At 70.4% G+C, this 25765-nt stretch carries 22 protein-coding genes; 13 read left to right on the top strand and 9 right to left on the bottom strand.

Annotation, left to right across the window (positions count from 1 at the left end; genetic code table 11):
• Positions 1 to 122 precede the first annotated feature (122 nt).
• A complete protein-coding gene (locus tag P0084_RS17845) occupies positions 123 to 1442 on the top strand; it encodes a capsular polysaccharide export protein, LipB/KpsS family (protein WP_308918245.1) in 1320 nt (439 codons plus the stop codon).
• Here the strand turns inward: P0084_RS17845 and P0084_RS17840 are convergent.
• Positions 1439 to 2500 carry a hypothetical protein gene (locus tag P0084_RS17840; RefSeq protein ID WP_308918244.1) on the bottom strand — a complete coding sequence of 354 codons (1062 nt, stop codon included), beginning with the start codon at positions 2498 to 2500 and terminating at the stop codon, positions 1439 to 1441. The two genes, P0084_RS17845 and P0084_RS17840, sit on opposite strands and share 4 nt — an antisense overlap.
• A 543-nt stretch (positions 2501 to 3043) precedes the next feature.
• Here P0084_RS17840 and P0084_RS17835 point away from each other — a divergent pair.
• On the top strand, positions 3044 to 3613 hold the full coding sequence (locus tag P0084_RS17835; protein WP_308918243.1) for a hypothetical protein: 570 nt from the start codon (positions 3044 to 3046) through the stop codon (positions 3611 to 3613).
• Between the two features lie 30 nt (positions 3614 to 3643).
• On the opposite strand, the gene dnaJ is transcribed toward P0084_RS17835, so the two are convergent.
• The gene (gene dnaJ, locus P0084_RS17830; RefSeq protein ID WP_308918242.1) at positions 3644 to 4813 is read right to left on the bottom strand and encodes a molecular chaperone DnaJ; all 1170 of its coding nucleotides are present in this window, start codon (positions 4811 to 4813) and stop codon (positions 3644 to 3646) included.
• 67 nt (positions 4814 to 4880) lie between these two features.
• A complete protein-coding gene (dnaK, locus tag P0084_RS17825) occupies positions 4881 to 6806 on the bottom strand; it encodes a molecular chaperone DnaK (RefSeq protein ID WP_308918241.1) in 1926 nt (641 codons plus the stop codon).
• Between the two features lie 261 nt (positions 6807 to 7067).
• On the opposite strand from dnaK, the gene cysQ reads away from it, so the two are divergent.
• A complete protein-coding gene (gene cysQ / locus P0084_RS17820) occupies positions 7068 to 7862 on the top strand; it encodes a 3'(2'),5'-bisphosphate nucleotidase CysQ (RefSeq protein WP_308918240.1) in 795 nt (264 codons plus the stop codon).
• Positions 7863 to 7887: 25 nt separating this feature from the next.
• The gene (galU, locus tag P0084_RS17815) at positions 7888 to 8772 is read left to right on the top strand and encodes a UTP--glucose-1-phosphate uridylyltransferase GalU (RefSeq protein WP_308918239.1); all 885 of its coding nucleotides are present in this window, start codon (positions 7888 to 7890) and stop codon (positions 8770 to 8772) included.
• Positions 8773 to 8834: 62 nt separating this feature from the next.
• Here the strand turns inward: galU and P0084_RS17810 are convergent, their stop codons facing one another.
• From P0084_RS17810 to P0084_RS17795, 4 genes are read right to left on the bottom strand one after another with little or no spacing between them, the layout of a single operon-like run.
• The gene (locus P0084_RS17810) at positions 8835 to 9845 is read right to left on the bottom strand and encodes a LacI family DNA-binding transcriptional regulator (protein WP_308918238.1); all 1011 of its coding nucleotides are present in this window, start codon (positions 9843 to 9845) and stop codon (positions 8835 to 8837) included.
• Positions 9846 to 9885: 40 nt separating this feature from the next.
• Positions 9886 to 11388 carry a tripartite tricarboxylate transporter permease gene (locus P0084_RS17805; RefSeq protein ID WP_308918237.1) on the bottom strand — a complete coding sequence of 501 codons (1503 nt, stop codon included), beginning with the start codon at positions 11386 to 11388 and terminating at the stop codon, positions 9886 to 9888.
• A gap of 10 nt (positions 11389 to 11398) precedes the next feature.
• Positions 11399 to 11818, bottom strand: coding sequence for a tripartite tricarboxylate transporter TctB family protein (locus tag P0084_RS17800; protein ID WP_308918236.1), 420 nt, complete (start codon positions 11816 to 11818; stop codon positions 11399 to 11401).
• Positions 11819 to 11869: 51 nt separating this feature from the next.
• Positions 11870 to 12919: a type 2 periplasmic-binding domain-containing protein gene (locus P0084_RS17795; protein WP_308918235.1), complete on the bottom strand. Its 1050-nt coding sequence runs from the start codon at positions 12917 to 12919 to the stop codon at positions 11870 to 11872.
• 200 nt (positions 12920 to 13119) lie between these two features.
• Here P0084_RS17795 and araD point away from each other — a divergent pair, with 200 nt between their 5' ends.
• The 4 genes from araD to P0084_RS17775 all read left to right on the top strand — a co-directional run bounded on the left by araD (position 13120) and on the right by P0084_RS17775 (position 18556).
• Positions 13120 to 14880 (top strand): L-arabinonate dehydratase, encoded by a 1761-nt coding sequence (gene araD / locus P0084_RS17790; RefSeq protein ID WP_308918234.1) that lies wholly within the window; start codon positions 13120 to 13122, stop codon positions 14878 to 14880.
• Complete coding sequence (locus P0084_RS17785; protein WP_308918233.1) at positions 14880 to 15797, top strand: dihydrodipicolinate synthase family protein; 918 nt, start codon at positions 14880 to 14882, stop codon at positions 15795 to 15797. Before araD ends, P0084_RS17785 begins: the two co-directional genes overlap by 1 nt.
• The gene (locus tag P0084_RS17780; protein WP_308918232.1) at positions 15794 to 16504 is read left to right on the top strand and encodes a ribonuclease activity regulator RraA; all 711 of its coding nucleotides are present in this window, start codon (positions 15794 to 15796) and stop codon (positions 16502 to 16504) included. Before P0084_RS17785 ends, P0084_RS17780 begins: the two co-directional genes overlap by 4 nt.
• Before the next feature lie 84 nt (positions 16505 to 16588).
• Positions 16589 to 18556 (top strand): aconitate hydratase, encoded by a 1968-nt coding sequence (locus P0084_RS17775; RefSeq protein ID WP_308918231.1) that lies wholly within the window; start codon positions 16589 to 16591, stop codon positions 18554 to 18556.
• On the opposite strand, the gene P0084_RS17770 is transcribed toward P0084_RS17775, so the two are convergent.
• Positions 18510 to 19388, bottom strand: a complete 879-nt coding sequence (locus tag P0084_RS17770) for a TrmB family transcriptional regulator (protein WP_308918230.1) — start codon at positions 19386 to 19388, stop codon at positions 18510 to 18512. The two genes, P0084_RS17775 and P0084_RS17770, sit on opposite strands and share 47 nt — an antisense overlap.
• A 93-nt stretch (positions 19389 to 19481) precedes the next feature.
• On the opposite strand from P0084_RS17770, the gene P0084_RS17765 reads away from it, so the two are divergent.
• Genes P0084_RS17765 through P0084_RS17750 form a run of 4 tightly spaced genes read left to right on the top strand, consistent with a single transcriptional unit; the run spans position 19482 to position 23522 of the window.
• Positions 19482 to 20462 carry a Bug family tripartite tricarboxylate transporter substrate binding protein gene (locus P0084_RS17765; RefSeq protein WP_308918229.1) on the top strand — a complete coding sequence of 327 codons (981 nt, stop codon included), beginning with the start codon at positions 19482 to 19484 and terminating at the stop codon, positions 20460 to 20462.
• Positions 20463 to 20467: 5 nt separating this feature from the next.
• Positions 20468 to 20950 (top strand): hypothetical protein, encoded by a 483-nt coding sequence (locus P0084_RS17760; protein ID WP_308918228.1) that lies wholly within the window; start codon positions 20468 to 20470, stop codon positions 20948 to 20950.
• Positions 20947 to 22440: a tripartite tricarboxylate transporter permease gene (locus P0084_RS17755; protein WP_308918227.1), complete on the top strand. Its 1494-nt coding sequence runs from the start codon at positions 20947 to 20949 to the stop codon at positions 22438 to 22440. Before P0084_RS17760 ends, P0084_RS17755 begins: the two co-directional genes overlap by 4 nt.
• Positions 22437 to 23522 (top strand): enolase C-terminal domain-like protein, encoded by a 1086-nt coding sequence (locus P0084_RS17750; RefSeq protein ID WP_308918226.1) that lies wholly within the window; start codon positions 22437 to 22439, stop codon positions 23520 to 23522. The genes P0084_RS17755 and P0084_RS17750 overlap by 4 nt, the downstream gene beginning before the upstream one ends.
• 53 nt (positions 23523 to 23575) lie before the next feature.
• On the opposite strand, the gene P0084_RS17745 is transcribed toward P0084_RS17750, so the two are convergent.
• A complete protein-coding gene (locus P0084_RS17745) occupies positions 23576 to 24754 on the bottom strand; it encodes an NAD(P)/FAD-dependent oxidoreductase (protein WP_308918225.1) in 1179 nt (392 codons plus the stop codon).
• Between the two features lie 47 nt (positions 24755 to 24801).
• On the opposite strand from P0084_RS17745, the gene yddG reads away from it, so the two are divergent.
• Entirely contained in the window at positions 24802 to 25641 is an 840-nt protein-coding gene (gene yddG / locus P0084_RS17740) for an aromatic amino acid exporter YddG (protein WP_308918224.1), read from the top strand.
• The last annotated feature ends 124 nt before the right edge of the window (positions 25642 to 25765 follow it).

The following is a 25765-nucleotide window of genomic DNA, read 5'->3' as shown; positions in this document are numbered from 1 at the left end:
GGTTCGTCCAAGGCGGTGCCCCGCGCCACGTCGCCCGCCGCCCGGCCCGCCGCCGCGACGTCGACGTCGCGCGGCACCTCGGCGGACGGGACGCGCATTACAAGGCCAGCGCGTTGACCCGTATGGACACGCGTACGGGGCGGCGCGGACATCTGATGCGCCACCGACGCTATTCCGGCGCCGCCCGGGCCGTGATCGAAGATCCGGCGTTCGCGGAGGACATGGAGATGCTGGTCGATCACCTGCATCGACGCGCGGAGGGGGTGTCGCACGACGCCCACCCCCTGCGGACTATGCAGGACTACACGGATTATGCCCATATCCTGATGGACGTCACGGCACAGGGCATCGCCGAGAATGGCGTGACCCACGCCCTGTTCTTCGACGTACCGCATATGGGGTACGACACGGCCTGTTTCCTGGCCGCGCGCGCGATGGACATCCCGTGTACGATCTTGGGCCAGTCGCTGTTTCCCGGCCGGTTCTGGTCGATGCGCGATCCCGCCCATCTGGGCGGCTTCGATAGCGATACGGCGGCCGAAGCCTTCCCCATCGAACGGGGCGAGGACCTGGACCTCTTCTACATGGGCGGGATCCGGCAGGATCGCGGGAAGGGGGGCAGATTGACGGCGGCATCCGTCGCGCAGATGACCGCGTTCCTGATCCGCCACGGACGGTGGCGGGCGCTGAACCCGCTCTACGTCGTCGGCCTGCTGCGACGGATGCGCGACCTCCAGGGTCGGTTCCCGCGGTGGCGCGACCCTTTCGCCCGATTCTTCCACGAGGACTCGCTCGCCTACTTCGACCACCTCGCGGGGTTCGAGGACGGAGCCGTCGACCTGGACGGCCCCTATGTCTATGTCCCGCTTCAGATGCAGCCCGAGATGACGACATCGTCGCTGGGCGGGCCGTTCCGCGACCAAGCCCTCGCGATCGAGCACCTGTCCGAGATCGTACCGCCCGGAATCCGTATCCTCGTGAAGGAGAACCCGAAGCAGGGCGCCTACATGCGGGGTCCCTTGTTCTGGCATCGGCTGCGACGCATTCCATCCGTCACCGTCCTGCCGTCATGGGCCGACACGAAGGCGCTGACCGCGCGGGCGGGTGCGGTCGCCACGATCACCGGAACCGTCGGCTGGGAGGCGATCCGCGAGGGCATCCCAGCCATCGCGTTCGGTCGGGCGTGGTGGCGGCGCCTGCCAGGCGCGATCGAATGGCGGGACGACCTGACATGGGACGACGTGGTGGACTTGCGCTGGGACCATGGCGATCTCGAACGCGCGGTCGGTGCGTTCCTCGCCCGAACGCATGACGGCGTCGTTCTGCGCCACTATGCGAAGATGCTCGCCGACTTCGATCCTGACGCCAATGCGGACCGGGTCGCCGATGCGGTCCATGGGTTGCTGCGCGAGGTCATCGAACCGACCTTCGACCGCCCTTAGGCGCCTAGCCAGTCCTCCAACGCGCCCGCGGCCCGGTCCAGGTTCCCGTCCATGTCCCCGAACCGCCGGCGCAGGGCTTCGCTGCCATCATCGGACGGATCGCGTGCGAAGGCCGTCAGGTCGGCGGCATCGCGAATCCGGCCCACGCCCTGCAGCGCGGTCGGGTCATCGTCGAACGCGGCCGTGGGCCGGTTTCGATAGGCCGCGTCCAGAAGCACCGTGGAGATCGGACCGACGACGGCGTCGCAGACCGCGATCGCATCGTCGATGGGGCCCGTGAGGATCGCGGCCGCCCCCGTGCCGCAACGAAGCACGTTGGGATACCGCTGCACGAGGGCGACCTCCAACGCATCGCTGACCGCTTCCCGCTTCACGCGATGACCCCTCAGGATCAGCCCGATCTCCGGCGCGGCGCGGGCGACCTCCTCCAACATGGTGAAGAAGGCAGGCACTGCATCGTCCGCGAAGCGCTTGCCGGGCCATCGAAAGGAATGACATACGAGGATCGCGGTCCGATGCGACGCGCGCCATGCTGCGAGCGCCGGGGGGGGCGTCACCGGGTCGAGCAAGGGTCGTTTCGGGAATCCGATTGTGACGCACCGGGGATCCGTCGGATCCAGGGGCGGACCGGGACGATCCCACAGCAGCAGGCGCTCGGCGGCGAAGGCGGGGGGGGGCATGTCCGGTAAATGGTTCACCGCCGTCTGCAGGACGCCGTGCTGGACGAACGCGACCGCATGGCCGCCCCGGGACAGTGCATTGCTGCGTCTACGTGTGGGCGATCGGTCCAGCACCGGGTCGGCGATCGACACGATCCCGTCCGCACGGGTCGCGTCGCGATGCCAAAGGAACCGCATCCGTAGCTTGCTGGACAATCGCAGCCGGAGGGCGGGATGCGTGGTCGCCTTCGCGAGGCGGGGCTCCTTGCGCAGGAGTTTGCCGTAGAGATGCGCATCGACGTCCAACGCGCCACGCTCGGCCACGCGCTGCAGGATCGGCAGCAGCGTCTCGACGTCGGGCATGCCCCCCAGCCACGCCAACAGGCGTGGGCGCCTCATTCCGTTCGTTCCGGCATTCGGACCTTCCGTCCCGCGACGACGTCAATCGACTTCGAGCGAACGTCCAGGAACCATGTCGCCTGCGCAAGACCCCTTCACCCGGCGTCGCGATCGGTCGGGTAAGGCCGCGTAGGACGAACGAAGGTCCCCATCGGCGCGGTCGACGACGAGATGAAGCTCGCCCGTGCCGAACCGGCCCGTCGAGACATGGCCGACGAGGTCGCGATGGCTCTGGCCGAACGCTGGCTTCGGACGGGATCACATCAACCCACGCGCGGACGACCTTGGCAGGGACGACGACCCCCGCGGTGTCGCGTGCGTCCCGGGACCGGTGCCTTGCGTGGCGTTCATCGTATCTTCGAACTCTGCTTATCCGGTAACGGACGTACGACGGAGACGGACCTCGTCCCCGGCAGCCTCGAAGCGCATGACGTCGATTTCGAATGCGAAGGGGCGATGACGGCGGACATCCCATTCGACGGAGCTAGGCGAACCCGTGTCGCGCTGTTATGATTTCTCCCACGGAAGTCATCGGGGGACGGCATGAGGTCACGTACGGTCCTGCCGCGACGGATCGCCCTGGCGGATTCGGCCGGTCCCGCGATGCTGACCGCCGCCCCCATCACGATCGAGCCGCGCCCCGTGGCGAAGGGCGGCAAGCCTCCCAGCGAGGGCGCGCGGGGCAAAGAGGAAGTGGCCTACCTGGACCGGGTCCGGCGCTTCGTGCCGGTCGAGGTGATCGCCGCCATGGTCTTCATCAACGGCGCCCTGGTCGACGACATCGCGCCCCTGTCGCTGACGGCGATGCCCACCCGTGCGGACGAGGTGATCGCGGTGCTGACGCTGGTCCTGGGCGCCGTCGCGACCACGCTGGACGTGCGTGCCGACGTCCGGCGCAACGGCTTCCGATCCTGGCGTCTGTCCGCGATCATGAGTGTGCTCGCCCTGATGATCTGGCTGTACGCCACCAGGACTCCCGGGTTCGCGGCGGTGGGCCTGCCTTACGACGGCGCGGTGGCCGCGTTCCTCCTGTCGGGCTTCACCCTCCTCAGCGGGTTCGTCCAACCCGTCGAAACGGATCGGACCACGGACGATGCCACCGCGAGCGCCTAGACGGCGCCCTTCGGAGGCACCGCCATAGGGTCAGTGCGTCATCCCGTCCCAGAAGCCCTTCACCTTGCGAAAGAAGCTGTCGCCCTGGGGGTTGTTCGACTCCCCGGCCTCGCGCTCGAACTCCCGCAGCAACTCCCGTTGACGGGGCGACAGGTTGACCGGCGTCTCGACCGACAGCTCGATCACCATGTCACCCGTCGGACCGCCCCGAAGGGCCGGCATGCCCTTGCCGCGGAGACGCATCTGACGGCCCGTCTGGCTGCCCGCCGGAACCTTCACCCGGCTTCGACCTCCATCGATCGTCGGCACCTCGACCTCGCCGCCCAAGGCGGCGGCGATCATCGACACCGGCACGCGGCACCACAGGTTCGTCGCGTCCCTTTGAAAGATCGGATGGTCCTGCACCTCGATGAAGATGTACAGGTCGCCCGTGGGACCCCCGCGCAGGCCGGCCTCGCCCTCGCCGGATAGACGGATGCGCGTGCCCGTCTCGACCCCTGCCGGGATGTTGACGTTCAACTGCCGTTCCCGTTCGACGCGACCCACGCCGCCGCACGACTTGCATGGGTTCTTGATGATCTGGCCCGCCCCCGAACAAGTCGGGCAAGTCCGTTCCACCGTGAAAAAGCCCTGTTGCGCACGCACCTTCCCCATGCCCGAGCAGGTGGGGCACGTCGCGGGTTCGCTGGCGCCTTCCGTGCCACGCCCCTCGCAGGCGGAGCATTGGACGGCGGTGGGCACCGTGATCGTCTTCTGCTGTCCGCCGAACGCCTCCTCCAAGGTGACGCGCAGGTTATAGCGCAGGTCGCTGCCACGGGTGGCCCGCGCGCGTCCGCCACGCTGACCGGCCCCGCCCTGCTGACCCATGAAGTCGCCGAACAGATCCTCGAACACGTCCGAGAAGGCGGACGCGAAGTCGCCCTGTCCCGGACCGCCGGCCCCAGGGCGACGTCCGGCGCCACCCCCCACGCCACCCTCGAACGCGGCATGGCCGAACCGGTCGTAGGCTGCCTTTTTCTCGGCGTCCTTCAACACGTCGTAGGCCTCGTTGGCCTCCTTGAACTGCGCTTCCGCGTTCGGGTTGTCGCTGTTGCGGTCGGGGTGAAGTTCCTTGGCCTTGCGGCGGTAGGCCTTCTTGATCTCGTCTGCGCTGGCGCCCTTCGCGACGCCCAGCGTCTCGTAATAGTCACGCTTCGCCATCATCATACCTCTACGAAGAAGGCCGGCCCGGGGGCCCGGACCGGCCTTTGACTGGCCTGTTCGCCGATCAGCCGTGCTTGCGCTGGTCGTCGTTCAGGTCCTCGAAGTCGGCGTCGAGGATGTCGTCGTCCGCGGGCTGCGCCGTGTCGGCGTCATCGGCGGGCTCAGCTCCGTCCTGGGCCTCGCCTTCCTGCTGGGCCTTGTAGATGGCCTCGCCCAGGCGCATCGCGGCTTCGGTCACGTTCTGGATGCCGGCCTTGATCTTGCCCGCATCGTCGCCCTCCATCGTCTCCTTCAGCGCGGAAACGGCGAGTTCGATGGCCTCTACCGTGGACGGGTCGACCTTGTCACCATGCTCCTCGACCGACTTCTCGGTCGAATGGACGAGCGACTCGGCTTGGTTCCGGGCTTCGACCAGCTCGCGGCGGTTCTTATCGGCTTCGGCATTCGCCTCGGCGTCCTTGACCATCTTCTCGATGTCCTCGTCGGACAGGCCACCCGACGCCTGGATCGTGATGGACTGCTCCTTGCCGGTGCCCTTGTCCTTGGCGTTGACCGACACGATGCCGTTGGCGTCGATGTCGAACGTCACCTCGATCTGCGGCAGGCCGCGGGGCGCCGGGGGAATGTCCTCCAGGTTGAACTGGCCCAGCATCTTGTTGTCGGCCGCCATCTCCCGCTCGCCCTGGAAGACCCGCAGGGTCACGGCGTTCTGATTGTCTTCGGCCGTCGAGAAGACCTGGGACTTCTTCGTCGGGATGGTCGTGTTGCGGTCGATCAGGCGGGTGAACACGCCGCCCAGCGTCTCGATGCCCAGGGACAGCGGCGTGACGTCGAGCAGCACGACGTCCTTGACGTCACCCTGCAGCACGCCGGCCTGGATGGCCGCGCCCATGGCCACGACCTCGTCGGGGTTCACGCCCTTGTGCGGCTCCTTGCCGAAGAACTTCGTCACCTCCTCGATGACCTTGGGCATGCGTGTCATGCCGCCGACCAGGACCACCTCGTCGATGTCGTCCTTCGTCAGCCCCGCATCCTTCATCGCGGCCTGGCACGGCTTCAGAGACGCCTTGATCAAGTCGCCGACCAGCGATTCCAGCTTGGACCGCGTCAGCTTCATCACCAAGTGCAGCGGCTGGCCGTTCGATCCCATCGAGATGAAGGGCTGGTTGATCTCCGTCTGCTGGGAGGACGACAGCTCGATCTTCGCCTTCTCCGCCGCCTCCTTCAGGCGCTGCAGGGCCATCTTGTCCTGCGTCAGGTCGGTGCCGTGCTCCTTCTTGAACTCGTCCGCCAGGTAGTTGACGATCCGCATGTCGAAGTCTTCGCCGCCCAGGAACGTGTCCCCGTTCGTGGACTTCACCTCGAACAGGCCGTCGTCGATCTCCAGGATGGTGACGTCGAAGGTGCCGCCGCCGAGGTCGTAGACCGCGATCGTGCGCGTCTCCTTCTTGTCCAGGCCATAGGCCAGGGCCGCCGCTGTCGGCTCGTTGATGATGCGCAGCACTTCGAGGCCCGCAATCTTGCCGGCATCCTTGGTCGCCTGGCGCTGGGCATCGTTGAAGTAGGCGGGCACGGTGATGACGGCCTGCGTCACGTCCTCGCCCAGATAGCTTTCCGCCGTCTCCTTCATCTTCTGAAGGATCAGCGCGCTGACCTGCGCGGGGGAGAACTTCTCGCCCCGGACCTCGACCCAGGCGTCGCCGCTGCCGCTGACGACGTTGAAGGGGAGGTTCTTGAGGTCCTTCTTAAGATGCTCGTCGTCGAACCGACGGCCGATCAGGCGCTTGATCCCGAAGATCGTGTTCTCCGGGTTGGTCACGGCCTGACGCTTGGCGGGCTGACCCACCAGACGCTCGGATTCGGTATAACCGACGATCGAAGGCGTCGTGCGCGCGCCTTCGGCATTCTCGATCACGCGGGGCTGGCTGCCGTCCATGATGGCGACGCAGCTGTTGGTGGTCCCCAAGTCGATCCCGATGACTTTTGCCATTGTGTCTGTCCTCTCTGGCGATGTGCGGCCACGGGGTCCGTCCCGGCCCCCCATGGCCTATCCCTGAAGCGATGCGACCCGGCCCGTTGAGGGTCCGGATCGCGGCTGGAGGGCTATATAGGAATGGCGTTTTGGGGCCGCAATACGGGGCAGGGGGCATTTTCCCGTGGCGGGTTTCCGCAATCCGCGGGGAAACGCGCTTGCCCGGAGGGGGCGCAGCCGTCATGGCAAGGGGACCGAGCCCCAGATGGACCGATCACCTTGCCCGACCCCCACACCCTTCCCTTCCGCCGGCTCGCGCTCGATGCGGGCGCCGCGATCATGGATGTCTACCGACGCGACGACAGGGGCGTGCGCGCGAAGGACGACGCGTCACCGGTCACGGATGCGGACCTGGCGGCGGACCGGATCCTCCACGCAGGACTGCGGGCCGCCTTCCCGGACGTGCCCATCGTGACCGAGGAACGGTCCGACAGCCACGGGGTCGGCGCGTCCGACTTCCTGATCGTCGATCCGCTCGACGGCACGAAGGAGTTCGTGCACCGTCGGGGCGAGTTCACCGTCAACGTCGCCCGCGTCGTGGACGGGGTGCCCGTGGCCGGCGTGGTCTATGCACCGGCGAAGGGGCGGCTGTTCTACACAGACGGTTCGGGCCGCGCGGTCGAGGAGGCCGGGCCGTTCGACCGCGACGCGCCCGGTCCTACGACGGAGCTGCATGTGCGACAGGCCGACGACGCGGCGCTCGTCGTCGTGGCGTCGAAGTCCCACCGCTCCCCGGAGTTGGAGGATTACATCGCGCGCTACCGGGTGGCCGACAGCCGCGCGGCGGGATCCTCGTTGAAATTCTGCCTGGTCGCGGCGGGGGAGGCGGACTTCTACCCTCGCCTGGGCCGTACGATGGAATGGGACACCGCCGCGGGCGACGCGGTGGTGCGCGCGGCGGGCGGCGTCACGCTGTCGGCAGACGGTCACGAACCCCTGCGATACGGAAAGCCTGGATACGAGAATCCCCACTTCCTCGTCTGCGGCGCAGGCGTCACATTGCGAACCGACTGACAACCGCCACGGGAGGCGACATCACATGCAACGCAAGGTCACGAAGGCGATCTTCCCCGTGGCGGGGATGGGAACGCGGTTCCTGCCAGCCACGAAATCCATCCCGAAGGAGATCATGACCCTCGTGGACCGGCCCCTGGTCCAATACGCCATCGACGAGGCGCGCGCCGCGGGCATCACCGACTTCCTGTTCGTCACCGCGCGGGGCAAGTCCGCGTTGGCCGACTACTTCGATCGGGCCCGCGACCTGGAAACCGCCCTGAAGGAGAAGGGCAAGACCAAGTTGCTGGAGGAGTTGGAGGAAACGAACATGCAGTCCGGCACGATCGCCTACATCCGGCAGGATCAGGCGCTGGGCCTGGGGCATGCGGTCTGGTGCGCGCGCCGCTTCATCCACGACGAGCCGTTCGCCGTGATGCTGCCCGACGACATCATCCATGCCGAACGGCCCTGCCTCAAGCAGATGGTCGAAGCCTATGCCGACACGGGCGGCAACATGGTCGCCGCGATGAACGTGCCGGAGGACGCGACCGGCGCCTACGGCATACTGGATTCCGACGAGGCGCGGACCGGCACCTCGGTCAAGGTGCGCGGCATGGTCGAGAAGCCGAAGGCGGGAACCGCGCCGTCCACCCTGGCGGTGATCGGTCGCTACATCCTGTCGCCCGACGTGATGGGTCATCTGGAGCGGCAGAAGGCCGGCGTGGGCGGCGAGATCCAGTTGACCGACGCCATCGCCCGCGAGGTCGAGGAGAAGGACAACGTCCACGGCTATTGCTTTGAGGGAACGCGGTTCGACTGCGGCACGAAGATCGGATTCCTCGAGGCCACGATCGCATTCGGCCTGGAGCGCCCGGAGTTCCGCGACGACCTGTCCGCCTTCGTGAAGAAGACCGCCGAAGGGCTCTAGCGGGCCGGGCGGGACCATCCGTCCGACCTGATTCGCGCGACGTCGGCCCCGGCGGCGACCCGTCAGGCGGTCGCGCGGCGGACGATCCGGAAGCCCACATCGATGATGGCACGCGGAACGGGGTCGCCCGACAGCCGCGCAGTCACGGCGTCCGCCGCGGCCGCGCCCAGCGCCTCCCGGTCGACGCGGACCGTCGTCAGCGGGGGGTCCAGATGCGCCGCGAAGGCCTGGTCCCCGAAGCCGACCACGGCGATGTCCCCGGGAACCGACAGGCCGCGCGACGCCGCCTCGACCAGGACGCCCTGCGCCAAGGCATCGGACGAGCAGAACACCACGCCCCGGGCGAACCCCTGGTCGAGCAACCGCGCCAACCCGTCGCGGCCCCCCGCCAGGGTCGCGGGCCCCGTCAGGTCGACGCGCAGGACGTCGCCCCCGAACGCGTCGGCGAAGGCATCGCGGCGGCGCCCCGCGCGCGCGTCCCCCGCCGACACGACCCCCGCACGTTCATGCCCCGCCCCCCGCGCGAAGGCGGCGACCGCGCGTCCGGCCTCCGCGTGCGAGAAGCCCACGCAGACGTCCAGGGGAGAATCCGTCAGGTCCCACACCTCCACCACCGGTATGCCCGCGCCCAGCAGCATCCGCCGCATGCCCGTGCTGTGATGGATGCCGGTCAGCAGCATCGCGTCCGGGCGGCGCGACAGGTGGGTGGCGGCGACGCGCTCCTCCTCCGCCGGATCGAAGCCCGTCTCGGAGATCAGCATCTGATACCCCGCTTCCCGCATGCCCGTGCTGAAGGTCTGCAGCAGGCTGGCATAGACGATGTTGGTAATCGACGGCACGAGCGCCGACACCAGCCGCGACCGGCTCGACGCCAGCGCGCCGGCCAGGGCGTTGGGAACGAAGCCCGTCGCCTCGATCGCGCGGCGGATGCGGGCCAGGGTATCGGGTGACACCTTCGACGGGTCGGACAGCGCCCGCGACACGGTCACCTGGCTGACGCCTGCCATGCGGCCCACGGCGCTCATGGTGACGCGGCGGCGCGGCGCGCCGGACGGGGGGGACAGGTCGGTCACGGCCGCGGTACTGCGCGCGCGTGCCGTCGACCGCAAGGCGTCATGCCGTCGCCGGACGCCGCCGCCGCGACGACAGCGACGCGGAGGCCGCGACCGACAGCACGATCAGCCCCCACAGGACCCACGCGATCCAGGACTTCGTGAAGAAGATCGTCAGATCGCCGAAGCTTTCGAGGGATTTGACGAAGTACACCTCCGCCGAGGGTCCCAGGATGAAGCCGATGATGAAGGGCGCCACCTCCAGCCGCAGCTTGGTGAACAGCCAGCCCGCCACGCCGAAGATCAGCAGGGTCCACACGTCGAACATGATCCCGTAGTTGATCGTGTACGCGCCGACCACGCACATCATCAGGATCACGGGCAGCAGCACGTGCTTGGGCACCGTGACCACCAGTGCGAACCATCGGATCGCCGCATACATCATCACGAACATCGCCAGGTTCGCCACGATCATGGCGAAGATCATCGCGTTCCACGTGTCCGGGTTGTTGCCGATGAACAGGGGGCCGACCTGGATCCCCTGCAGCGTGAACGCCCCGATCAGCAGCGCGGTCGTGGAATCGCCCGGGATGCCCAGCGACAGCAGCGGCACCAGGGCGCCGCCCGTCAGCCCGTTGTTGCCCGCCTCCGACGCGACGATGCCCGATGGCGCGCCGGTCCCGAACCGCTCCGGCGTCTTCGAGAAGGTCTTGGCGTTGGAATAGGCGAGGATGGAGGCGGCCGATCCGCCCACGCCGGGCAGGATCCCCACGAACGTCCCGATGCCCGACGACCGGACGAGGTTCACCCCCTCGCCGCGCAGCATCCGCAGGCGGAAGCCGCCCGCACGGCCCACCGCCAGGTCCTTGGCCGAATGGCCCCGCGGCACGCCCGCCTCGGCCTGCTCCAGCACGGCGGCCAGGCCGAACAGCCCGATCAGCACCGGCAGGAGCGAGAAGCCCGATTCCAGCCAGTATTCCGTTCCCGGCGGGATCAAACGCAGGTTCCCGTTCCCCCCGTCCGAGATGTCGTAGACGCCGATCAGCGCCACGAAGATCCCCAGCACGCCCGAGAAGATCCCCAGCAGCATGTCCGACGACAGCGCCGCCATCACCGTCAGGGCGAACAGGATGATGAGGAACTTCTCGACGTACGAGAACCGGATCGCGAAGTCCGCCAGCGTCGGCGCGAAGGCCCACAGGATCCCCAGGCTGACGAGCCCGCCCACCAGCGATGCCACGATGCCGATGCGCAGGGCCGCCTCCCCCTCGCCGCGCTGGGCCATGGGATACCCGTCGAACGTCGTCGTGATCGACGAAGGCGTGCCGGGGATGCCCAGCAGGACCGCGGGCACCATCCCCCCCGATATGCCGCCCACGTAGAGGCCAAGCAGCAGCGCCAGCCCGTTCTCCAGCCCCAGGGAATAGGTCAGGGGCAGGCAGACCGCGACGGCCATGGTGGCCGTCATGCCGGGGATCGCGCCGAACACGATGCCCGTGAACGTGCCGCCCAGCACCAGCAGCAGAAAGGTTGGCGTGACCAGCGTCGTGACGGCCTCGATCATCGCGTGGACCTCAGGGCAGCGTCAGGAAGAAGGGATAGGTGAACAGCCACCATACGAAGGTGGGGGCGATCCCGGCCACCGCGACGACCGGCAGGACCTGGCGCCAGCCCCGATCGTGCATGAACAACAGGCCCGTCGCCAGAACGAACGGGATCGAGCAGACGAGGAAGCCGAGCCCGGTGTTGGGCCAGATGCGGCCCACCGGTACCATCAGCGTGAAGTAGAGCAGTGTCAGCGCCAGCGTGCCGAGGAACCGCACGCGGTCCATGTCCCGCCAGATGCCTCGCCAATGCGCGCCGGCACCCGCGATGCGCCTGCGGTCGCGCAGCACGATCGCCAGCCCCAGGACGGCCAGGACGGCCGCGACGATGGTGGGGAACACCAGGTGGGACCGTTCGAAGTCGATGGTGACGCGGGTCAGGTCGCCCATGGGGGCCTCCGGGCAGCGGGAGCGGGGCGGCCCGGACCGCCCCGCCCGTGGTCAGGACGCGTCGTCCGCGATGGTTGAGATGACCTGCTCGTAGGTGTCGCGCTTCTCCGACAGGTGCGCGCGCGCTTCGTCCGAGGGCAGGAAGTTCGGGATGAAGAAGCTGCCCGTCTGCCGCTCCTGAATGGACCCCTCGGCGAAGATCTCCGTCAGCGCCGTGTCGATCTGCTCGACGATGGCCGGGTCCATGTCCGGGTTGAACAGGAAGAAGAACTCCTTGTCGAAGGTGAACGGTCCGTCCTCGCCCAGGGTGACGTCGACGTTGGGGGTCGCGTATTGCAGCAGGTCGTCGCGGGTGGTGTCGCCCATTCCCTCGGCGGGCGCGGCCTCCAGCGTGGCGGGGCGGGCGGTGATCCAAACGAAGCGCATGCACTTGGGGTCGTCGGCGGGCAGTTGCGTGAACTGCTCGTTGGCCTGGATCGATCCGTTGATGACGTCCGCCAGGTCGTCCCACATGGCCTGGTTCTTGTCCGACTGGCTGCCAGTGTTCACCGCGACGATGTTGCTCTCCGATCCTGGCGACCGCACGGAGGCGGCGTATTTCATCGCCGAGAATCCGATCTCCGATACGCCGCCCGGCTGGATGGCGACGCGCACGCGGTCCCCATCGGCGGCGGCCTGCAGGATGTCCTCCATCGATTGGTACGGGCTGTCGCAGGACGCGAGATAGGCGTTGCCCGGGTTGATCGCGACGGTCGGTCCGATCACGTAGGTCTCGAACGGGTCGTCGTAGCCCTGCCGCCCGTACAGCTCGCCCAGATACGACTGGTCGTGGAAGATCATCAGCGTCGTGCCGCGACCGTCCCGTTCCAGGGCCTTGAACGCCTCCGTCGCGCCGACGGCGTCGACCTTGACGTTGATGCCCAGATGCTCGGCCAGGGCGTCCGCCACGATGGCGGAGTTCTGATAGGTGTCGCCCCCCGTGGAGGTGGAGCCGATCACGAGGCGCACGTTTCGCGGCAGTTCCTGCGCGAAGGTCGCCAAAGGGGCCGACAGGGCCGTGGTCGCGGCGATCGCCGCGAGGATCGTTTTCCGATAAAGCATGGTTTCGTCCTCCCGTTCGGGCGGTCACGCCCGGTCACGTCTGCCGGCCATGGGACCGGCCGCGCGATGAATGCGCATACATGCAAACGGAGCATGGACGTGTCCAATCGGTCAACAGCTCGATGTAGGTACGCAGCGAAACCCCGCATTGCACGGCTGCAAATTGACCTTCGGCGTGTGTATGCGCAAACATCGCGCGCATGTCCGACCCATCCGATGCCACCCCTCAGACCCAACTGCGTCCCGAGGATCTGCGCAGCGCGCGCTGGTTCGCCCCGGACGACCTTCGCAGCTTCGGCCACCGCTCCCGCCTCATGCAGCTCGGCTATTCCGAGGTGGAGTTCATGGGAAAGCCGTTGATCGGCGTTCTGAACACCTGGTCCGAGATCAACTCGTGCCATGCCCACTTCCGCGAACGCGCGGCGGACGTGAAGCGGGGCGTGGCGCAGGCGGGTGGCTTCGCCCTCGAGATGCCCGCTCTGTCCGTGGACGAAAGCTTCACCAAGCCCACCTCCATGCTCTACCGCAACATGCTCGCGATGGAGACGGAGGAGATGATCCGCTCGCACCCCTTCGACGGGGTGGTCCTGATGGGGGGCTGCGACAAGACCACGCCCGGTCTGGTGATGGGGGCCCTTACCGCCGGGATGCCGTTCGTCTTCGTTCCCGCGGGACCGATGCTGCGGGGTCATTTCGCGGGGCGCACGCTGGGTTCCGGGTCGGATGCCTGGAAGTATTGGGACGAACGCCGGGCGGGCAACGTCACGGACGCGCAATGGCAGGGGCTGCAGGGCGGCATCGCGCGGTCCGCGGGCACCTGCATGACGATGGGAACGGCCTCCACCATGACCGCCATCGCCGATGCGATGGGCCTGTCGCTGACGGGCGCGTCGTCCATCCCCGCGGTCGACTCGGAACACCAGCGGATGGGGTCCGCCTCCGGTCGGCGGATCGTGGGCATGGTGTGGGAGGGCCTGACCCCCGACCGCATCGTCACCCCCGCCTCCGTTCGCAACGCCGCCATCGTGGCGATGGCCACGGGATGCTCCACCAACGCCGTCGTCCACCTGATCGCCATGGCGCGGCGCGCCGGCGTGGCGTTCGGCCTCGACGACCTGGACGCGCTGGGACGGACGACCCCGCTGATCGCGAACGTCCGCCCAGCGGGCAAGGATCACCTAATGGAGGACTTCTACGTGGCCGGGGGGCTGCGCGGCTTGATGGCGCGCCTGTCCGATCGGCTGGACCTGTCCTGCCGCACCGTGACGGGCCGCACCCTGGGCGACGAGGTGGCGGACGCCCCCGTCCACGACGACGACGTCATCCGCCCGCTGTCGAACCCCGTCTATGCCGAAGGATCGCTCGCGGTGCTGCGCGGCAACCTCGCGCCGGACGGGGCGGTCATCAAGCCCGCGGCCTGCGATCCCCGGTTCCACGTCCACGAAGGGCCGGCCCTGGTCTTCGATGGCTATCCCGAGATGAAGGCCGCCGTGGACGACCCCGACCTGGACGTCACGCCCGACCACGTGATGGTGCTGCGCAACGCGGGCCCCCTGGGCGGCCCGGGCTTTCCCGAATGGGGCATGCTGCCGATCCCCAAGGCGCTCATCGCGCGGGGGCACCGCGACATGCTGCGGATCTCCGATGCGCGGATGTCGGGCACGTCCTATGGGGCCTGCGTCCTGCACGTCGCGCCGGAAGCCTTCGTGGGCGGCCCGCTCGCGCTGCTGCGGACGGGGGACACCGTGCGTCTGGACCTGCCCGCCCGGCGGCTGGACATGCTGGTGGACGAGGCCGAGCTCGCGGCACGCCGCGCCGCCTGGACGCCGCCGGAACCCCGCTTTCACCGCGGCTGGGGGTGGATGTTCTCGCGCCACGTGACGCAGGCCGACCAGGGCTGCGACTTCGACTACCTGCAGCGCGACCACGGTCCCGCGGCGGGCGAGCCGGCGATCTTCTGATGGCGCACGACCTCGACCGGGCCCTGCGCGGCATCTCCGGCATCCTGGTGACGCCGTTCGACGCGGACGACCGGCCCGATCCCGCGCGCCTGGCGCCGATCCTGGACCACGCCCTGGCGGCGGGCGTCCACATGCCGGTCGTCAACGGCAACACGGGCGAGTTCTATGCCCTCACCACCGGGGAGGCGGTGGGCATGGTCCAGGCGGTGGCCGACCTGCTTCAAGGCCGCGCCCCTCTGCTGGCCGGGGTGGGGCGCGGCATCCACGACGCCTGCACGCTGGCGGCGGCCTCCGCCCGGGCTGGGGCGGACGCGGTCATGGTCCACCAGCCACCCGACCCCTTCGTCAGCCCCCGGGGCACGGTTGAGTACGTCCGCCGCGTGGCGGATGCGGCGGACGGCCTGCCCGTGATGCTGTACCTTCGCAACGACGCGATCGGCACCGGGGCCATCGCGGATCTCTGCGCGCTGCCCGGCGTGCGCGGCGTGAAATGGGCCACCCCCAACCCCATGCGCCTGGGGGAGGCCATCGCCGCCTGCGACCCCGGCATCGTTTGGGTCGGCGGCCTGGCGGAGGTCTGGGCCCCCGCCTTCTACGCCGTCGGCGCGCGGGGCTTCACCTCCGGCCTGATCAACGTCTGGCCCGAGCGTTCCGTCGCGATCCATGCCGCGCTCGAACGCGGGGATTGGACCGAGGCGCGCCGCCTGATCGGTGGCATGCGCGCGTTCGAGGCCATCCGCGCGGAGGAGGGCAACGGCACCAACGTCACCGGGGTGAAGGCCGCGCTGGCGCTGATGGGGCGCGATTGCGGGCCCACCCGGCCGCCATCCGCATGGCCGCTGACCGATGCGCAAGGCGCCAGGATGCGCGACTTCCTGGCGGACGCCCGACTGTTCCGACCCGAGGATCCATCATGAACGAAGACACGCGACGCAAGCTGCGCGGCGTATCCGTGGCGACGCTGGCCACCGCGCTGTTCAAGCGCGGGCTGCGGGGACAGGTGGTGCAGGACGTCCGCCCCATCGGCCGGCGTGGGCGCAACATGGTTGGGCCCGCCTTCACCCTGCGATACATGCCCGCGCGCGAGGATCGCAACACCCTGGCCGAGTTCCGCCGCCCCGACCACAAGCAGCGCGTCGCCATCGAGACCTGCCCCGCGAGCCACGTGATGATGATCGACAGCCGCGGCGACGCGACCGCCGCGTCGGCGGGGGACATCCTGGTCACGCGGCTGATGGTACGCGGGGCCGAGGGCATCGTCACCGACGGCGGCTTCCGCGACGCCATGAACATGGAGGGCATCGCCATGCCCGTCTATCACAAGCGCCCGTCCTCGCCCACGAACCTGACCATCAACGAGGCGATCGAGATGGACGTCCCCATCGGATGCGGCGGGGCGCCGGTCTTTCCGGGCGACGTCGTCGTGGGCGACGCCGACGGCGTCATCGTCGTGCCAGCCGAAATGGCCGACGAGATCGCCGACGAGGCCGTCGAGATGACCGTCTACGAGGATTTCGTCCTGGAGCGCGTGCAGGCGGGCGAGACCATCATCGGCCTCTATCCCGGCACGAAGCCCGAGCATGCCGACGCCTTCGCAGAATGGCGCAGGGCCCGCGGCCGCTAGGCACCGTTCGGGTCGTCCCGACCACCGCGGCCCCGCACCGGCCCCGGCTGGACGGGGCCGCGAGTTCCCCCTAGCCGTCGGATCATGACCACGGATTCCAAGGCTCGCGCCAACGGCCCCCGCAGCCTGCTGCGCAAGATCGTCGACGCGCACCTCGCCGAAGGCACCGCCGAGACGGGCCGCCCCATCGCCTTGCGCGTGGACCAGACCCTGATGCAGGATGCCAACGGTACCTTGGTGATGCTGGCCCTGGAGGCCATGGGGATCGAGCGCTCCGCCCTGCCGCTGGGGGTGCAGTACGTCGACCACAACCTCCTGCAGGCGGACCACCGCAACGCCGACGACCACCGCTTCCTGCGCTCCGCCGCGGCGCGGTTCGGACTGATCCTGGCGCCCCCCGGCACCGGCATCAGCCACGTCGTCCACATGGCCCATTTCGGACGCCCCGGCGCCGTGCTGCTCGGCGGCGACAGCCATACGCCCGCGGCCGGGGCGTTGGGGATGCTGGGCATCGGCGCCGGCGGCCTGGACCTCGCACTGGCCATGGCGGGCGCGCCGCATCCGATGACGATGCCCTCCGTGCGGGGCGTCCGCGTCACGGGTCGCCTGCCGCCCTGGGTGGGCGCGAAGGACGTCGCGCTCGAGATGCTCCGCCGTCACGGCGTGGCGGGCGGACGGGGCGCCGTGTGGGAATGGTTCGGCCCCGGGCTGGACGACCTGTCCGTTTGGGACCGCCACGTCATCGCCAACATGGGCACCGAGACCGGGGCCGTGGCGACGCTGTTCCCCGCCGACGACGCCGTGCGCGACTTCCTGACCGCGCGCGGGCGGGCAAACGACGCCGCGCCCCTGTCCGCCGATGCGGGCGCGCGGTACGACGACGTGCAGGATCTGGACCTGTCGACCCTGGAACCGCTCGTCGCGACTCCGTCCAGCCCCGGCAACGTCGTGCCCGTGTCGCGGGTCGCCGGGGCGGCCGTGGCGCAGGTCTACCTCGGCTCCTCCGCCAATCCGGGCTGGGCCGACGCGGCAATCGTGGCGGAGGTGGTGGCCGGGGGCCGGGCGGCGGACGGCGTCTCGCTGGACGTGAACCCGGCCTCCCGCGACATCCTGCGGGACCTCGTGGCGACCGGCCACCTGGCGCCCCTGATCGAGGCGGGGGCCCGGCTCCATCAGGTGGGGTGCAACGGCTGCATCGGCATGGGGCAGGCGCCCGCATCGGGGCGGCGGTCCCTGCGCACGGTGCCCCGCAACTTCCCCGGCCGGTCCGGCACGGTGGAGGACGCGGTCTATCTCTCTGGGCCGCAGGTCGCGGCCGCGTCCGCCCTGCGGGGCGCGATCACGGATCCCCGCACGTTGGACCGCGCCCCCCCGCGCCCGCGCCCCCCCGCCCGCCCCGCCCACGACCCAGCGCAGTTCGTCCATCCGCCCGCCGACCCGCCCCCGCTGGACAAGGGGCCGTCCATCACCGCGATGCCGGTCTTCGATCCCCTGCCCGACGACCTGGATCTCCCTTTGCGCTTGCGTCTGGGCGACGACGTCTCGACCGACGAGATCCTGCCCGGCGGCGCGGGCGTGCTGCCCTGGCGGTCGAACCCCGAACGCCTGTCGGCCTTCACCTTCCGCGACCTTGCCCCCGACTACGCCGCCGCCGGGAACGGGGACCACGCCATCCTGGCGGGTGCGAACTACGGCCAGGGATCCAGCCGCGAGCATGCGGCCATGACGCCGCGGATGCTGGGCCTGCGCGTGGTTCTGGCCGACACGATCGCGGGCACCCATGCCCGCAACCTCGTCAACTTCGGCGTGCTCCCCCTTTCGCTGGACGGCGACGCTCGCGACGCGGTCGCCGCGGCGGGGCGGCTCCGCCTCCGCGGATGCCGGGACGCGGTCGCGCGGGGCGCGGTGCCCGCCCTGTGCCTCCCCGACGGCACGCCCGTCCACGCGGACTGGGCGTTGCCCCTGTCGGACCGCCAGACCGCGTTCCTCCTGGCGGGCGGTTGCATCAGCTGGGCGCGTGCCGCGTCCGCGATGGGGCGGACGACGGCGTAGGGGGGACCGACAGCCCGTGCGTGTCCGGCCGTAGGCGCGCCCGCAGACTCGCTATGTCGACCCCGCGCTCGGCCATCGCGTCCGCCCCGAAGGCGGTGATGATCTCCGCGAGATAGATCTCGTGGAGGATCATCGTCCGGATCAGATACACGAGCGCCGCGTTCGCCGCGACATAGGCACGGGGGGGATCCCCCATGTCGGCCACGATCGCCTCACCCCCGTCGCCCACCAGGGTGAACAGCACCCGATGCGGGTCGCTCGGCGCCGACCCCGTCCCTTCGTGGGGAACCACGGACGCGTTCGGGTGGTCGCCCAGCCGCCCCCAGGACCCGCCGGACCCGACCACGGTCACCCGCACGCCGCGGTCCGCCGCCGCGGCCAGCCCGTCCAGATGGGGCGCGGCGAGCGTGTCCACCGTCTTCAAGTGCAGATGCGCCGCCGCCCCGTCGATAGCCCGTCCGATCCGTGCGGCGACCGCCGCCGCCCCCTCCACCGTTTCGACGAAGTCGGCGCGCGCGGCCTGGCTGGCGGCGGCGATTCGCGCGGTCACGTCCTGCGCGGTGTCGGCGATGTCGCGGGCGAGGCCCGGAAAGAACCCCTGCGGATCCGCGACGGCATAGCGGACCGGTGCGTCCGACACGGCGCGGATCGCGCCCCGCACCAGAAGCGCCGACACCGCCCCGTAGGAGTTCGCGCGCGCCAACCCCGACAACTTGGCGACCGCATAGGCCGTGGCGGGCTGCGCGCGCGTCAACGCCTCGAACGTCCGCGCCTCCGGCTCCGAGAAGCCCAGGCAGGACAGCCCTTCGATCATCGCGACGTCGCGCTCCATGCTATCCGCCTTGCCTTGGTGGTCGAATTCCGACTACCATTTCCGACGACGGCCGCTCGCGCAAGGGCGGCTCGATCCCGGGAGGAAGACGCCATGACCATCACCCGCCGCACCTTCGCGACGCTCGCCGCCACGGTTCTGCTCGCGGCGCCCGCCGCCGCGCAGTCCTTTCCCGAACGCGAGGTGACGCTGTTCGTCAACTACGGCGCTGGCGGTTCCGTCGACCGCACGGCCCGGTCCGTGCAGCCCTTCCTGCCCGACGCCCTGGGCACCGGCGTCGTGGTCGAGAACGTGGGCGGCGCGGGCGGGCGCACCGGCCTTCGTCGCTTCATGGAGATGGATCACGACGGCCACACCGTCCTCGTCGCCTTCGCGCCCGCCACGACCTACGGCAAGTTCCGGGAGCCCGGCCTGTTCGAGATGGACGACCTGGCCGTGCTGAACGTCCAATGGATCGACCCGGCCATCCTGCTCGCCCGCACCGATGCGGGATGGGACTCCCTGGCGGACATGGTCGCCTGGGCACGCGAGAACCCGGGCGAGCTGACCTTCGGATCGTCGGGCCAGGGCTCCGTCGGGACCATCCTGGCGGAAGCGATGTTCGACGCGCTGGGCCTGGACGTCCGCACGGTACCCTATTCGGGGGGCGGCGACGCCCGGCGCGCCTTCGCCGCGGGCGAGGTGCAGGTGACCGCCGCCGGCGCGGGCGGGGCCACGTCGCTGGCGGACCAGGCCGTGCCGCTGGGCCTGTTCGGCGACGAGGGGTCCGCCCCCGACTGGCCCGACGCGCCGTCGATCAACGCCGAGCTGGACGCCATGGGCGAGGCCGCGGACGTTCCCGAAGGCGGCGCCTATCGCTTCTTCGCGGTCCATTCCGACGTACGTGAGAACCATCCCGACCGGTTCGAGGCCCTGGCCACGGCCCTGGAGGAGGTCGTCACCTCCGACGCCTTCCGCGAAAGCGCGGCGCAATCGGGCGTCGGCACCGACTGGACCGGGCCCATCGACGGGCAGGCGCTGATCTCGGACGTCGACGCGCGCTTCACCGCGATCCTGGAAGGCGCCGAGGGCTGATCCGGTTGACCGACCGGACCAGCGGCGGGCGCGGGACCGACTGGACCGCGCTGGCCGTCCTCGTCGGGGGGTTGGCCTGGGCCACGTGGTACGTCCTGTCGACGCGCGCGAACCCTATCGACGAGCCGGAGGCGGCGTGGCTGATCACGCCCCTCCTGCTGGCGGCCTGGGCTTCCGCCCCCTTCGTGGCCTGGTCGGCCCTGGGACCGCTGCGCAAACGCCTCGCGGTGGAGCCCGACAGCGCGATCGGCGCGCATCGCAACCGGACGGCCTTCGTCCTGGGCCTGCCCCTGCTGGCGGGTTCGATCTGGCTGCTGGGCTTCGTCGCGACCGTCGCACTTTGGGTCCCCGCCCTCCTTCTGGCCATGCGCGAGCGCCGCGTGGCCGTCCATGTCGGGATCGTCGGCGGCCTCCTGGCGGCGGTGGGGCTGGGCTTCTCGTGGGCGCTGGGGGTCGACCTGCCGCTTTGGCCGCGGGGCTTGGGGTGATCGACGGGGGTGCCATCGCCGCGGGCGCGGCGCTTCTGCTGGACTGGCAGGTGCCGGTCCTCATCCTGGGCGGGATGGTGCTGGGGCTGGTGATCGGCGCGATCCCCGGCATGACCGCCGCGCTGGGGCTGGCCGCGATCCTGCCGCTGACCTTCCAGCTGGACGCCCTGCCCGCGCTGATCCTGATGACCGCCGTCTATACCGGCAGCCTGACGGGGGGCGGGTTCCTGGCCATCCTGATCAACACGCCCGGCACGCCTGGCGCCGCGGCCACGACGTTCGACGGCTATCCGATGGCAAAGGCCGGACGCCAGAACGAGGCGCTGGGCCTGCAGATCGCCGCCAGCGTGATCGGGGGCGCCATCAGCTACCTCGCGCTCCTGGCGTTCATCGAGCCCATGGCCCGCTTCGCCCTGCTGTTCGGGTCGGGTGAGATGCTGTTCCTGACGATCTTCGTGATCCTGATGATCGCCACCCTGCAGCGCCGGTCCTTCGCGCGCACGATCTTCGCGGGCGTGATCGGCTTGCTCTTGTCCACGATCGGCACGTCGGTGACGACGGGCATCCCGCGCGGCACGATGGGCCTGGATGCCCTGGAGGACGGCCTGCCCGTCATCCTGTGCGTCATCGGCCTGTTCGCCCTGCCCGAACTGATCGCCATCGTCGCCCGCCCCGCCATCGCGGAGGGCGCGACCCGCGGCACGGACATCCGCCGCATGATGGGCGGGGTGCGGCAGGGCTTCGGTGCGGTGGCCACCTGGGCGCGGGGATCGGCGATCGGCACGCTGGTCGGCCTCCTGCCGGCGGCGGGCGCCACGGTCGCCTCGCTCCTGTCCTATGCGGCTGCCAGCAAGCGGGCCCGCGCCTCCGAGCGGTTCGGCGAGGGGGAGCCGAAGGGCGTGGTCGCCGCGGAATCCGCGAACAACGCCTCCGAAGGGGGGGCCATGGCCGTGCTCATGGCGCTGGGCGTGCCGGGCAGCGCGTCCACGGCCGTGATCTCGGGCGCGTTCCTCCTGCACGGGCTGGTGCCGGGGCCGCGACTCTTCATCGACAACGGGCCGCTCGTCTATGGCCTGATCCTGGGGAACCTGGCGCAGATGGCGATGCTGGGCCTCTTCGCCGTCCTGGTCGCCAGCCAAGTGGTGCGCATCGTCACCGTCCCGTCGCGGCTGCTGGCGCCGATCCTGGCGGTGGTGCTGGCCCTGGGGGCGTATTCGTTCCGGGGCCTGTGGGAGGACGTCGTCATCACCTTCGCCTTCGGGCTCCTGGGCCACGTCATGCGGCGCCACCACTTTCCCCTGATCGCCCTGATGATCGGCCTGTTCCTCGGACGACAGATCGACGCGGACTTCGTGCGCTTCGTGATCCTCTACGGCGACGACCCGATGGCGCTCCTGTCCCGCCCCATCGTTGCCACCTTTGCGGTTCTGTCGCTCGGGCTGGTGCTGTGGCAGGTCCGGCAGGCCTGGACCGAACGGCGGTCGGCGTGACGGACCACGCGCTGCGGCCCGCCCGGATCGACGTCGTCGCGCTGTCCGCGCCCCTGGACGTCCCGCGCCGGAACGCGTTCGGCACGATGCACGCGCGTCCGGCCCTTCTGGTTCGCATGGTCGACCGGGACGGCGCCGAAGGGTGGGGGGAGGCGTTCTGCAACTGGCCCGCCTTCGGATCCGCCCACCGCGCCCGGATCCTGTCGGACGTCCTGGCCCCCCTGGCCACGGGGCGGCGCTTCGACGGACCGGAAGGATTGTGGCGCGACCTGACGGACCGCACCCGCCCCCTCGTGCTGCAATGCGGGGAGGCCGGGCCCTTCGCGCAATGCATCGCCGCGCTCGACGTCGCGGGATGGGGCGTGGTCGCGGACCGCACGGGCCGGGACCTGGCTGCCCTGTGGGGGACCCAGGCGGCCCCCGTCCCGGCCTATGCCAGCGCGCTGACCGCCGACCGCCTGGACGCCGTCGTCCCGACCCTGCGGGCGCGGGGATGGACGGGGTGGAAGCTGAAGGTGGGCTTTGGACGCGACGCCGACCTCGCCGCCCTGGGCCGGCTACGGGACTTGGTCGGACCCGACGACACGGTCATGGCCGACGCGAACCAGGCCTGGACCGTGGACGACGCCTGCCGCCACGCGGACGCCTTCGCTCCGCATCGCGTGGCATGGCTGGAGGAGCCGATCCCCGCCGACGCCCCCGCCGCCGACTGGGCCGCGTTGGCCCGGCGATCCTCGATGCCCCTGGCCGCGGGCGAGAACGTGCGCGGCGAGGCGGGCTTCGCGACCCTGATGGGGGCCGGCGTGCGCGTCGTGCAGCCCGATGTCGCGAAGTGGGGCGGGCTGTCCGGCCTGCGCCGGATTGCCGCCGCGGCGCGGGGGGCCGGCGCGGTCCTCGCGCCGCACTTCCTGGGATCGAGCATAGGCCTCGCCGCCACCGCGGAGGCCTGTCGCGCGCTGGGCGCCGCCTGGATCGAGGTCGACGCGACCCCGAACCCCCTGCGGACCGAGCTCGGCCCCGCCTGGGACCGGAACGGCTGGACGCCCGACCCCACCGCCCTGGGGCGGTTCGCCGCGCCCTAGCCCGACCCCGGACCGATGCGGATGGTGCCTCGCGGTGCGATGCCGCGACAGGCTCAGATCACCGCGGCCTCCGCGAACGGCACGCCCCGGGCGACGCGGTCGGGGGTGAAGGGCGACAGGTCCAGGCTGACGTACCGGCCGTGCACGATGCGCTCGGCCAACCCGCGTCCCAGCCCCGCCGATTGTTGCAGCCCGTGCCCGGAGAAGCCGTTCAGGATCATGAACCCCTCCGGCCCATCCGCCACGGGGCCCACCAGGGCGTTGGCGTCGAACGTGTTCAGGTCGTAATGCCCGACCCAGGATTGGCGCACGCGGATCCGCTCGAAGGCGGGGATCCGCGTGGCCAGCGTGGGCCAGACGCGGTCCTCCCACATCTCCCATTCGCCGGCGAAGTCGTCGGGGTCGACGGCGGGGTCCACCGCCGGCGTCGCCCCGGCCATGTAGCCGGCCCCGTCCTGCCGAACGTGAACGCCGGACGGATCGATAGTCAGCGGCAGGTCGCGGTCCAGGGGCGTTTCGGCGTCGAACACCCACGTATAGCGCTTGCGCGGCTCCACCGGCAGCCGCACGTCCGCCATCGCAGCCACGGCCGCCCCCCGCGTGCCGGCCGCGTTCACGACCACGTCCGCGCCCAGCCGGGCCCCGTCCGCCAGCACGACGCCCCGGACCCGTCCGCCCCGGACGTCCACCCCCGCCACCTCGCCGTGACGATAGGTGACGCCGCGGGCGACCGCGATGCGCCGCCACCACTCGAACATCGTCGTCCCGTCGAAGTACCCCTCGTCGACGGGGTTGTGCGACCCCAGCACGATCCCGTCCAGGTCGTAGAACGGATACGCCGCCGCGATCGCGTCCGGCGCCATCAGCCGCGTCGCCGCCCCCGCCCGCGCCTGCACCGCATGCGCCGCGCGCAGGCGATCGGCCTCCGCGGCGTCGCCGGCCAGGTACATGTACCCGAACGCGTGCAGGTGGATCGGCGGCACGCGGGGATCGCCCATCGTCTCCGGGAAGGCGCGCAGGAACGCCACCCCGAACCGCGACAGGGCCACGTTCAACGGGTTGCCGAACTGCTGACGGATGCAGGAATTCGTGAACGCCGTCCCGCAGGCGGCATAGGACGGGTCCCGCTCGACCACGGTGATGGACCCGGGGTCGTGCCCCAACTCGGTCAGCCACCACGCGAGGCTGGAGCCCATGATCGCGCCGCCGACGATGACGATGTCCTGTGCCATGGCGCCAAGGGTTGCCGCGCCGCGCGCCCCGGTGCAAGGCCGCAGCCATGGGACGCAACGCCGCCACCTGGGTCGGGTTCGGGGCCATCGCGCTCTGGGCGACCCTGGCCGCGCTGACCACGCTGGCCGAACGCATTCCGCCCCTGCAGTTGCTGGCGATGTGCTTCGCGGTGGGCGGCGCGGTGGGGGCGCTGCGCGGTCTGCCGCGCGGCGTGCCCCCGGGCGCCTGGGCGCTGGGGGTGGGCGGGCTGTTCGGCTATCACCTGCTCTACGTGTTGGCGTTGCGCACGGCCCCCGCGGTGGAGGCCAGCTTGATCGCCTATCTGTGGCCCCTGCTGATCGTGCTCCTGTCGGCGCTGGTGGACCGCCTGCGGTGGTTCCACGTGGCCGGCGCGACCCTGGGACTGGCGGGGGCGGCGCTGATCGTCGCGGGCGGGCGGGGCCTGTCCTTCGACCCCGCGCCGGGCCACGGCATCGCGCTTCTGGCGGCCCTGGTCTGGGCCGGGTACTCGGTCGCGCAGCGCCGCTACGCGGGCGTGCCGACGCGTGCGGTGGCGGGGTTCTGCCTGGCGACCGCAGCCTTGGCGGGTGCGGCCCACCTGGTGCTGGAGACCCCCGTGATGCCGCGCGGCGTCGAATGGCTCGCGATCCTGGTCCTCGGCGCCGGGCCGGTCGGCGCGGCCTTCTTCCTGTGGGACGTCGGCTGCAAGCGCGGCGACCTGGCCGTCCTCGGCGCGGCCAGCTACGCCGCGCCGCTCCTGTCCACGCTGCTCTTGGTCGCACTGGGCCTGGCCCGGCCGACGGTGGCGCTGGCGCTGGCCTGCCTGCTCATCACCGGGGGCGCCGCCTTGGCGGCGATGGGCATGTGGCGGCGTGGTGACGCCTGAGAGCTGAGCAGCCGCCCCCGGGGCCGGGGACGGCGGCTTGTCGCTTCAGCGCAGATGCGCCCGCAGCATCCAGGCGAACTTGTCGTGGATGCGGCCACGCTCGATGGCGAGATCCTCCGTCCGG

This window comes from Jannaschia maritima (genome assembly GCF_030973515.1).
In the GTDB taxonomy this organism is placed as follows: Bacteria; Pseudomonadota; Alphaproteobacteria; order Rhodobacterales; family Rhodobacteraceae; genus Jannaschia; species Jannaschia maritima.
The sequence above is the reverse complement of the archived record's forward strand: the minus strand, read 5'-3'. Positions and strand labels throughout refer to the sequence as shown.

Excerpts from the sequence above, each read along its gene's own strand:
- P0084_RS17745 (WP_308918225.1), bottom strand. The coding sequence starts at position 24,754 with ATGGCACAGGACATCGTCATCGTCGGCGGCGCGATCATGGGCTCCAGC.
- dnaJ (WP_308918242.1), bottom strand. The coding sequence starts at position 4,813 with ATGGCGAAGCGTGACTATTACGAGACGCTGGGCGTCGCGAAGGGCGCC.
- yddG (WP_308918224.1), top strand. The coding sequence starts at position 24,802 with ATGGGACGCAACGCCGCCACCTGGGTCGGGTTCGGGGCCATCGCGCTC.
- dnaK (WP_308918241.1), bottom strand. The coding sequence starts at position 6,806 with ATGGCAAAAGTCATCGGGATCGACTTGGGGACCACCAACAGCTGCGTC.
- P0084_RS17795 (WP_308918235.1), bottom strand. The coding sequence starts at position 12,919 with ATGCTTTATCGGAAAACGATCCTCGCGGCGATCGCCGCGACCACGGCC.
- galU (WP_308918239.1), top strand. The coding sequence starts at position 7,888 with ATGCAACGCAAGGTCACGAAGGCGATCTTCCCCGTGGCGGGGATGGGA.
- P0084_RS17805 (WP_308918237.1), bottom strand. The coding sequence starts at position 11,388 with ATGATCGAGGCCGTCACGACGCTGGTCACGCCAACCTTTCTGCTGCTG.
- P0084_RS17845 (WP_308918245.1), top strand. The coding sequence starts at position 123 with ATGGACACGCGTACGGGGCGGCGCGGACATCTGATGCGCCACCGACGC.
- P0084_RS17780 (WP_308918232.1), top strand. The coding sequence starts at position 15,794 with ATGAACGAAGACACGCGACGCAAGCTGCGCGGCGTATCCGTGGCGACG.
- P0084_RS17840 (WP_308918244.1), bottom strand. The coding sequence starts at position 2,500 with ATGAGGCGCCCACGCCTGTTGGCGTGGCTGGGGGGCATGCCCGACGTC.
- araD (WP_308918234.1), top strand. The coding sequence starts at position 13,120 with ATGTCCGACCCATCCGATGCCACCCCTCAGACCCAACTGCGTCCCGAG.
- P0084_RS17785 (WP_308918233.1), top strand. The coding sequence starts at position 14,880 with ATGGCGCACGACCTCGACCGGGCCCTGCGCGGCATCTCCGGCATCCTG.
- P0084_RS17800 (WP_308918236.1), bottom strand. The coding sequence starts at position 11,818 with ATGGGCGACCTGACCCGCGTCACCATCGACTTCGAACGGTCCCACCTG.
- P0084_RS17770 (WP_308918230.1), bottom strand. The coding sequence starts at position 19,388 with ATGGAGCGCGACGTCGCGATGATCGAAGGGCTGTCCTGCCTGGGCTTC.
- P0084_RS17775 (WP_308918231.1), top strand. The coding sequence starts at position 16,589 with ATGACCACGGATTCCAAGGCTCGCGCCAACGGCCCCCGCAGCCTGCTG.
- P0084_RS17835 (WP_308918243.1), top strand. The coding sequence starts at position 3,044 with ATGAGGTCACGTACGGTCCTGCCGCGACGGATCGCCCTGGCGGATTCG.
- P0084_RS17765 (WP_308918229.1), top strand. The coding sequence starts at position 19,482 with ATGACCATCACCCGCCGCACCTTCGCGACGCTCGCCGCCACGGTTCTG.